Annotated in this window: 10 protein-coding genes and 1 pseudogene; 4 read left to right on the plus strand and 7 right to left on the minus strand. The window is 59.4% G+C overall.

The features are described 5' to 3' along the window. Together A3730_RS17105 and A3730_RS17110 are read left to right on the plus strand one after the other, a co-directional pair. Window positions 1–248, plus strand: a 248-nt coding sequence (locus A3730_RS17105; protein WP_156501236.1) for a DUF1949 domain-containing protein, incomplete at its 5' end; no start/stop codon positions are given. Between the two features lie 238 nt (window positions 249–486). Then, on the plus strand, window positions 487–1,236 hold the full coding sequence (locus A3730_RS17110) for a dienelactone hydrolase family protein (protein ID WP_063538527.1): 750 nt from the start codon (window positions 487–489) through the stop codon (window positions 1,234–1,236). Window positions 1,237–1,345: 109 nt separating this feature from the next. On the opposite strand, the gene A3730_RS17115 is transcribed toward A3730_RS17110, so the two are convergent. Together A3730_RS17115 and nth are read right to left on the minus strand one after the other, a co-directional pair. Next, the gene (locus A3730_RS17115) at window positions 1,346–1,789 is read right to left on the minus strand and encodes a DUF3617 domain-containing protein (protein ID WP_063519325.1); all 444 of its coding nucleotides are present in this window, start codon (window positions 1,787–1,789) and stop codon (window positions 1,346–1,348) included. Window positions 1,790–1,847: 58 nt separating this feature from the next. Further along, window positions 1,848–2,486: an endonuclease III gene (gene nth / locus A3730_RS17120; RefSeq protein ID WP_063519324.1), complete on the minus strand. Its 639-nt coding sequence runs from the start codon at window positions 2,484–2,486 to the stop codon at window positions 1,848–1,850. A gap of 117 nt (window positions 2,487–2,603) precedes the next feature. On the opposite strand from nth, the gene gltS reads away from it, so the two are divergent. After that, window positions 2,604–3,788: a sodium/glutamate symporter gene (gltS, locus tag A3730_RS17125; protein ID WP_063519323.1), complete on the plus strand. Its 1,185-nt coding sequence runs from the start codon at window positions 2,604–2,606 to the stop codon at window positions 3,786–3,788. Window positions 3,789–3,928: 140 nt separating this feature from the next. Here gltS and A3730_RS17130 read toward each other — a convergent pair whose 3' ends face one another. Beyond that, window positions 3,929–4,459 (minus strand): glycine zipper 2TM domain-containing protein, encoded by a 531-nt coding sequence (locus A3730_RS17130; protein WP_063519322.1) that lies wholly within the window; start codon window positions 4,457–4,459, stop codon window positions 3,929–3,931. A 266-nt stretch (window positions 4,460–4,725) separates the two neighbouring features. Here A3730_RS17130 and A3730_RS17135 point away from each other — a divergent pair, with 266 nt between their 5' ends. Further along, complete coding sequence (locus A3730_RS17135; protein WP_063538529.1) at window positions 4,726–5,190, plus strand: hypothetical protein; 465 nt, start codon at window positions 4,726–4,728, stop codon at window positions 5,188–5,190. Window positions 5,191–5,381: 191 nt separating this feature from the next. On the opposite strand, the gene A3730_RS17140 is transcribed toward A3730_RS17135, so the two are convergent. The 4 genes and pseudogenes from A3730_RS17140 to A3730_RS31785 all read right to left on the minus strand — a co-directional run. Continuing rightward, window positions 5,382–6,092, minus strand: a complete 711-nt coding sequence (locus A3730_RS17140) for an electron transport complex subunit E (protein ID WP_063519320.1) — start codon at window positions 6,090–6,092, stop codon at window positions 5,382–5,384. A gap of 258 nt (window positions 6,093–6,350) precedes the next feature. After that, on the minus strand, window positions 6,351–6,998 hold the full coding sequence (gene rsxG, locus A3730_RS17145) for an electron transport complex subunit RsxG (protein WP_063519319.1): 648 nt from the start codon (window positions 6,996–6,998) through the stop codon (window positions 6,351–6,353). Beyond that, window positions 6,998–8,026, minus strand: coding sequence for an electron transport complex subunit RsxD (gene rsxD, locus A3730_RS17150; protein ID WP_063519318.1), 1,029 nt, complete (start codon window positions 8,024–8,026; stop codon window positions 6,998–7,000). Before rsxD ends, rsxG begins: the two co-directional genes overlap by 1 nt. A 127-nt stretch (window positions 8,027–8,153) precedes the next feature. After that, window positions 8,154–8,907: pseudogene (locus A3730_RS31785) on the minus strand (electron transport complex subunit RsxC); the annotation flags it as partial.

Raw genomic sequence — 8,907 nt, forward strand, 5'->3', positions numbered from 1 at the left:
ATGCCGCAGCGGCAGAGTCGGTGCTGTCAGCGGTAGAACGGGTGGAGCATACCCCCCAGGTGACGTTAACGCTGGCGGTGCCGTTTGCGCTGGAACAGCGGATCCGTCTCTGGGTCGAGCAGCACTCGGCACAGGTGGCAGAGGTGACGTATGGGCAGCAGGTCCACATGGCGGTGACCTGCCAGGTAAAAGACCAGGAGGATCTGCTTGCCTTATGTGCGGCGGAACAGATCGCCGTGACAAGCTAAAGGCCGGGTCTTCTGCCGCCAGGAAGAAAGCGTGCAACCATGAAGGAATAAAGCTGCCGTTGATCCGAGCCCCGGGACATTGCCGGCGAGCTTTGGGCTTTGCGCAGCACATTGTCGTCGCGCAGTCAGAGACGTTTTCCCCGCCGGGGCTGATTGGGACAATTCGCACGGCCCGGCTTTTTTCCGGTGGATTTCCCGCTACGCTGTGGGGCATGTATCCGGACACAAAGGACGTTCCATGACAAACCAACCGGTAGGGATTACCTTGCCCGACGGGCATGTAATGCGCGCCCGTTGGCTGCGCCCTGACAGCCATCAACCACACAAGGCGGCGGTGATCGCCATCCACGATATTTTTGGTTATACCGACGATATTGAGCGTATCGCCCAGCGCCTGGCAGATAACGGCTACCCGGTGTTGGTGCCGGATCTCTATGATTTGCCCGGCAGCAAGGCGTTATGTGTGGTGAAGACCCTGAAGGCCCACGAAACGGGCAAAGGCCCGGCGTTTGCCCAGTTGGAAGCCTGTCGTGAATGGTTGCTGGCACAAAGCGAAGAGCCGGTGACCCAGGTGGGGGTGATGGGGTTTTGCATGGGCGGGCGATTCGCGGTGTTGTATGCCAGCCAGGCCCCGGTGCAGGTGGTGGCACCGTTTTATGGCGGGATCCCCAAAAAGGCCGAGACCTTGCGCGGCATTTGCCCTGCGGTAGGAGGCTGGGGCAAGCAGGATATGCTCTACGGCGATCATGGTGAGCGTTTGGCCAGCCATCTGGAAACGCTCGGGGTGCCCCACGATATCCGCAGTTATGACGATGTGGGCCATTCCTTCATGAATGACCACCAGACCTTCACGTTCAAAAAGCTTGGCCCGTTGCCGCCACTACGGTCGAAATTCGATGCGGGCGCCTCAGAGGACAGCTGGCAACGTGTGCTGGCGTTCTTCGAGAAAGTCTTCAGCGGTGAGCTCACTGCTACGCCTGAGGCCTGATGCCGAATGCCTGAGGCCAAAAGCCGCTCGAGTTGCCCGGCCGTTTTTGTTTGGCCGGGCGCCAGGCATTCGGCATCAGGCCCTGTCCCCTCAATACCGCGATGAGCCCTTACTTATCGCAGGCACCGAGCCATTTGGCTTCGCTGTGGGTGGTCATGGACTGTTTGTTACCGGTGACCGTGATACTGGTGCTGTAGTGCTTGGGATTGTGCAGCACCATCTCGCCGCGAATTTTGGTGGGATTGTTGCTTCCGGGCATCGTGCAGTTGGTGCTCCAGTGCAAGGTATCGCCGCTACGGTTCACTTCGCCAGCCCCGCAGCCTCCCTGTTTCCAGCTATCGCGCATGGCGACTTCCGGGTTCGCGGCCTGGGCCTGGGTGAGGCATTCCTTGCGGACCTGATTACGCATGGCGTCCGGCACTGCAGGTGAATTCAGTTTGGCGGTGATCTCCCAGAGCCCGGGGGTGAGTTCATTGGCCTGGGTTGCCAGCGAGGCAAGACTCAGGGGCAGGGCAGTCAGCAAACACAGGCCAAGTCGGGTAGCAGTTTTCATAACGATTCCCTTCGCGAGTACGGGTTAAGGGCTGCCCCCGAGCTTGCGACAGCGTCGGCTAGGCTGGGCGCTGGCTGGGGGGGAATTCGCACAGATCCGCGATCAGGCAATCACCGCATTTGGGCTTGCGGGCGATGCAGACATAGCGGCCATGCAGAATCAACCAGTGATGAGCATCGCGCAGAAATTCCTCCGGCACCAGTCGTACCAGCCGTTTTTCGACCTCCAGCACGTTTTTGCCCGGGGCAATACGGGTGCGGTTGGATACCCGAAAGATGTGGGTGTCCACCGCCATGGTGGGGTAGCCATAGGCGGTATTCAGTACCACATTGGCGGTTTTTCGACCCACGCCGGGTAGTGCTTCCAGCTCCTCACGGGTGCGCGGGACCTGGCTGTCGTGCTGTTCGATCAAAATACGGCATAACTGGATGATGTTTTCGGCCTTGGAGTTAAACAGGCCGATGGTCTTGATGTACTCTTTAAGCCCGTCGACGCCCAGCGCAAAGATAGCCTCTGGCGTATTGGCGACCGGATACAGGCGTGCGGTGGCTTTATTCACCCCCACATCGGTGGCCTGGGCCGAGAGCACCACGGCAACCAGCAGTTCAAAGTCCGACTGGTATTCCAGTTCAGTGGTCGGGTGCGGGTTCTGGGCGCGCAGACGGGAAAAAATTTCGGTACGTTTTTCGCGATTCATAGCATCTTCCTGTGTTCGCGAGGCAGTATAGCGGATGAAGCGCCGGGTGTGAGGGGATGCTCCCTTAATGCGATGGCATGTCAGGCTCTCATAGAGGGGCCAAAGAAGGAGAGTTAGATGCAGTTTTCCGCCATGGAAACCCTGATGATTGCCCTGTTGGTACTGGGCACAGGTCAGTGGCTGGTGCACCGGATTTCCATCCTTTCCCGGCTGAATATGCCGGAACCCGTGGTGGGCGGCTTGCTGGCCACCATTATCGTGACAGCGCTGCAAATTGGTGGTGTTTCCCTGACGTTCGATGAAAGCATGAAGGTGCCCTCCATGCTGTTTTTCTTCGGGGCGGTGGGGCTGGCTGCGGATTTTCGCCTGCTGAAGCAGGGCGGCTGGGCCATGCTGCTGTTTGCGGTGCTGGTGATCGTGCTGGTGGCGTTACAGGATCTGGCCGGTGTTGGCATGGCCAAATTGCTGGGCCTGGATCCTTATTACGGGCTGATCGGTGGCTCGGTGACGATGACCGGTGGGCACGGCACGGGTGCGGCCTGGGCTAGCGTATTCGAGAAGGATTTTGGACTCACCGGTGTGTCCGAACTGGCGGCGGCGTCGGCCACGTTTGGCCTGGTATTCGGGGCCTTGCTGGGCGGCCCGTTGGCCATGTTCCTGATTCGTCGCTACCGCATTGCTGCCCCGGCCCATGGGGCGGCGGAGGGCGACGCGGCCTATGACACGGCGGAAAAACCACACCCCATTTCGGCGGGCAGCGTGATCCGTATTTTGATGTTGTTGTCGGTGGGGGTTGTGGTGGGCAAGGTGGCGGCCGAGGAGTTTGCTTCCGTGTTCCGCCTGCCGACCTTCGTATGGGTGTTGTTCGTGTGTATTCTGCTGGGCAACACTGCACGCCGCTTGTGGCGCGTTAACGACGCCACCATCGATGTGGTGGGGAATACGGCGCTGGGGATCTTTCTGGCGATTACGCTCATGAGCCTGCAGCTACTGCAGTTGGTGGACCTGGCGTTGCCCATGCTGGCCATGCTGGTTGGTCAGGTGCTGTTGGCGCTGACGTTTATTACCTTTGTGACTTTCCGTTTGATGGGGCGCAACTATGATTCGGCGGTGCTGTGTGCGGGCCATTGCGGCTTTGCCATGGGCGCGACCCCAACCGCGGTCGCGAACATCCAGGCGGTAACGCAGCACCATGGGCCGTCGCCATTGGCGTTCATTATCGTGCCGGTGGTGGGGGGCTTTATCGTGGATATTGCCAATGCCACGATTATTCAGACGTTCGTGTCTGTGCTGTCGGGCTAGGGCAATGCGAACGTTGTTTACTATGAGCTGCGTGCGCGACGGTAGAAAGAACTCAAGCGAGTGACGAGGAGCGAGTTTCGAAGAGCCAACCGGTTTGGCCTTTCGCTCCTCGCTCCTCGCTCCTCGAAACTTGCTTCTGGTTACTGGGTAACCACTTCTCCCTCTTCAATGCGCAGGCGTTCGCCGGGTTTCTTGTCCATGCGAATCGTCTCTTCATTGTCATTGAAGGTGTAGGTCACGTCATAGCCTTCGGTGCGGCTTTTGTCTTCCATCACCGTGTTACAACGCTGTTCCGTGGTGGTGTAGGTGTTTTTTTCCTGCATCCCTTTCTGGATCTGGTTACCGGCGACACCACCGGCAATCGCACCGCCGGCTGTTGCGGCGTCCTTACCGCTACCACCACCAAACTGATGACCAACCACGCCACCGATTACCGCACCGACCACACTACCGGTGACCCGGTGTTGGTCTTTCACGGGTTTTTTGCGCTCAACATTAACCTGCTGACACACCTCACGCGGTTCCTGCCAGGTCTTCACAATGGGGTCCACATTGACCACTTTGGCATAGCCTGACTTTTGCGGGGTTACTGCCTGATAGGCTCCATAACCCACACCTGCGACGGCCACGGCACCCACAATACTCAGGGTGGCAATTGCTGCGCTTTTCATGGCTGACTCCTTATTCCGTTATTTCCCTGTTAGAGCCAGTCTGGCACAGAGAGTTCGTGGTTAAAGGGGGCTCAATTGCAAAAAAGTGTGAAGGTAAAAGGCAGGTAAAAAATCACCGCAGCGTTATGCTATTGTCCGCCTGTGCAGCGGTTTGCAGTGCCAGGAACGGGAACAATCCTGGCGCACGGGTCAGTGCTCTCATTGGGTTATTTTACCGCTACGATTCATGATTATTCACCGTCACAACGATGCATACAGGGGGACGTATGGAACAGAGTGTGGGGACAAAAACCGCCGCCGCTGCGCAACTGGATGCGCAGTTGCAGGCAGAATATTTCCACCTCACCAGCTTGATTGATTCGTTTGATCAGAAGTCGCTGACCATCAAGGCCTGGAGTGTGACGCTGGCTGGAATTCTGGCGGGGTCAGGGGCGTTTTTTGACCGCCCGGCGCTGCTGTGGGTCGGGGTAGTGGGAAGCTTGCTGTTCTGGTTGGTTGAAGGCCACTGGAAGGCCTTTCAGTCTGCGCATTATGCGCGTATCGAAAAAATCGAAGCGCATTTTCGTGGCGAAGTGGACGAAATCGTCCCCTTCNAGAGCGCCGATAGCTGGGAACGCAGCCGCCGCGCCGGCGGCATGAAAGAGCTGTTACGCATCCTGCGCTGGCGCCACGTGTTTCTACCGCATGGGTTGGTGGCGGTGGCGTTGTTGGTGGCAGGGTTGGTGCTGTAGGAGCGGCGCTCGAGCCGCGAAAACGATTGCCGTAGGAGCGGGATAACGTAGTTTCGAGGCACGAGTTTCGAGTCGCGAAAACCTGAAATTTCCGCTCTATGAGGTTTTGTTCTTCGAAACTCGCTTCTCGCTTCTCGCGACTGCTGTTATCGCGCCGCCGGCGACGCTCCTACACGGGTGCAGTGGTGCGCTTAACTGACTTTCCCGGTGGTGCGCACCCGACGGCTGACCTTGGGTTCGTCACTGGCTTTGCGCTTCTGGACTTCCTTGAGGCGTTTGTCGATGACGTTCTTGCCGGCGATGATCAAGCCCAGGCCCAGGAAGGCGCCGGGGGGCAGTATGGCCAGCAGGAAGCCGCCGTAGTTGTCGATGACAGTGAGTTCCCAGTTGGCCGCCATGGGCCCGAACAGCAGCTGCATGTTGGTGAACAGGGTGCCCTGGCCCACCAGTTCACGCATGCCGCCGAGAATCAGCAGGATTACCAGGAAACCCAGGCCCATCATAAAGCCGTCCACCATGGAGGGCAGCACGGCATTCTTGCTGGCGAACGCGTCGGCGCGGCCGAGCACGGCGCAGTTGGTCACGATCAGCGGAATGAAGATGCCGAGGATTTCGTACAGTTCGAACGTGTAGGCCTGCATCAGCATTTCGATCACCGTCACCATGGCGGCGATAATCATCACGAAGGCGGGCAGACGCACCGCATCAGTGACGTAATGACGAATCAGCGAGACACAGGCGTTGGAGCCCATCAGCACTACCAGGGTCGCCAGGCCCAGTCCCATGGCGTTGACCACGGAACCGGTGACCGCGAGCAAGGGGCACAGGCCAAGAATCTGTACGGTGGCCGGGTTGTTATTCCACAAGCCGTCCAGTGCCAGCTCACGGTAGGATTTACTCATTCAGTCACTCCCAAAGCGGTCCAATGTAAGGCGTTTTCTTGATGGCATAGTGGGCTTATGACGAAAGGAAACAACGAAGCAGTGGGGCGCTTTGGGAGTGACCCGGAGGGCGCCAAGCTGGGCTCGCAGAGCGGTGTTATTTCGGCTTGGAATAGGCCCGCTATGCCTGCGCCAAAATGCCTTGCTCTACAAGCCCAGCTTGACGCTGAATGCGTAAATCCTACCGTGAGCTGGCACCCGATTTTTTTATAATTAATGTCACTCATCACAGGTCTCCACCGGGGTGGTGTCCGCAGGGGCACTGAAGAGATTATTCTGGTTGGCGTCGAAATACTGCAGGGCGCGGTGCACCGCACCGACAACGGCGCGGGGGGTAATGGTGGCACCGGTAAAGCTGTCGAAGTCGCCGCCGTCTTTTTTCACGGCCCAGCCGGACGTGGCAGGGTTGCCCAGAGAATGGCCGTTGAAACCCAGAATCCAGTCGGATTTTTTGGTTTCGATACTGTCGCCCAGGCCCGGGGTTTCATTGTGTGGCGGAACCACACGCACGCCCTGTATCTCCCCTTGAGTATCCACGCCGACAATCAAGGCAATGGCCCCACCGTAACCGTCCGGCGCGGTGGCTTCCAGCACGGCGCCGTTGTCCTCGCCATTAAGGCGGGCCCGATAGAGGTGATGCTCGTTGCGGCCCAGTAGTGGGTCGCTCACGGTAATACGGTCGGTGAGCAAATCGTTGTCGTGTTGGGCGTGGGGCATGACCTGGTTCAGCGATGTCATCAGTGCTTGTTGCTTATTGCAACGGACCTGATCCAGCGTGGCTTCATTGGTAATGGCCAGGGTGGCGGCGGTGCCGATGGCAAACAACCCGAGGATGACCGCGTTCTTGGTGATGGCATAACGCATCATCAGCTGACACCTCGCTTGGATGACTTGTGCCCGTAGGTTCGCGGCTGGGTGTAGTAATCAATGAAGGGCGCAGACAGGTTCAACAGCAATACTGAAAACGCCACCGCGTCCGGGTAGCCGCCAAAGGTACGAATTACCCAGATCAGCAGGCCGATCAGCAAGGCATAAACAAGGCGGCCCATGCGGCTGGTGGCGGCGCTGACCGGGTCGGTGGCAATGAAGAACGCGCCCAGCATGGCGCCGCCGGAAAACAGCTGGAACAGCGGATCCGCAAAACGGACAGGATCAATCAACCAGGCCAGCAGGGCGGGCAAACCCAGGCCGGCGAGAAAGCCGACGGGGATGTGCCAGGTGATGATCTTGCGGCTGATCAGGTACAGGCCGCCCAGCAGAAACGCCAGATTGACCCATTCCCAGCCAAGCCCGGCAAACTGGCCATGCAGAATGCTGTGGCTGGCCAGTTCGCCTTCACTGGCGGCCCCGGCACTGTGGGCCGTGCGGAAGGTGTCCAGGGGGGTGGCGCCGCTAAGGCCATCCACCGGAAGCTGCCCGGTGAACAGCTGCCAGCTTTGCATAAACGATAGTGGCTCACCGGGCGCCAGCCACTGGGTCATGGCCACCGGGAAGGAAATCAGCAGCAGCACATAGCCGACCATGGCCGGGTTGAAGGGGTTCATGCCCAGCCCACCATAGAGTTGCTTGGCCACGATAATGGCAAAGCTCACCCCGATCAGGGTCAGCCACCAGGGGGCGGTGGGCGGCAGGGCGAGCCCGAGCAGAACGGCGGTGACCACTGCGCTGTAGTCTTTCAGGTAGAAGGCGATGTTGCGGCCACGGGCTTTCAGGAACAGCGCCTCGCTGACCAGCGCAACGATGACCGACCACAGCACATTGATCACCGAACCCCAGCCGAACTGCCAGGTGAGGACGGCAAGGCCGGGCAGGGTGGCGTAGATCACCTGGCGCATGAAGGCACCGGTGTTGTTTTTCACCGTGGCATGGGGTGAGGTGGACGTAATCAGGCTCATTGGGACACTCCGTGTGCAGCCTGAGGCCGGGCGCTCGACGCGAGACGCAGATTCGCGTCTCGAGCGACGCTCCTACGGAAATATGGGGCCAGCGTCAGGCGTTTGGCCTCAAGCATCGAGCGTCTATTCATTCTGCCAATCCTTGTTCTTCTACCGCCTGCTTGAGCGCCTTGCGGGCAATCTGGGTTTCGCTTTCCAGGGCCTGGAGTTCCGAGCTAAGGGCTTCCAGGGTGTCTTCCGAAGCGCTGCTGCGTTGTTGTTCCAGCTCCTGTTGCTTGTCGGCCAGGGCACTTTCTGCGCGGGCGGCTTCCAGCTTCAGGGTTTTCAAATCCTTGCCGGTGTGGGCGCGAATGTCGGCCTTGGCTTCTTCGACCAGGGCATCCAGTGCATCGCGGGCGTTGTCCGCCTTGGCTTTGAGCTTGTCGATCTTCACCTGCATGGCCTGGAGTTCGTCGGCGCTGGCAGTCTCGTTACGCTCGGCCCGCTCGTAGGCGGCGTGGGCTTCCTTGTACTGCTTGTGCGCCATGTTGTAGGCGGTTTTCAGGATTTTGAGTCGTTTCTGGCGCTTGGCTGCCTGCTCCGGGTCGACTTCGGCCAATGATTGCGGTGCCTGCTCTTCCGGCACGGCTGGGCTGTCAGTGGTGGCGGTTGCTGCCGGCGCCGCTTTCGGCGTGGGCGGTGCTGCGGCCTTGGCATCGCGCAGCTCTGCCTTTAGCTGATCCGCGATGGCTTTCAGGCGAGCGACTTCGAAGTGCAAGTCTGCCGCGTTGTCGGCTCCTTCTTCGTCGGCCTGCTTGGCGGCTTTCACCGCCGCCTTGTAGGCCAGCGACGCATCGCCAACCTGCTTCTTCAACGCCGCCACTGGGTCGGGTTGTTCCTCC

The sequence above is a fragment of the Alcanivorax sp. HI0044 genome (assembly GCF_001634945.1).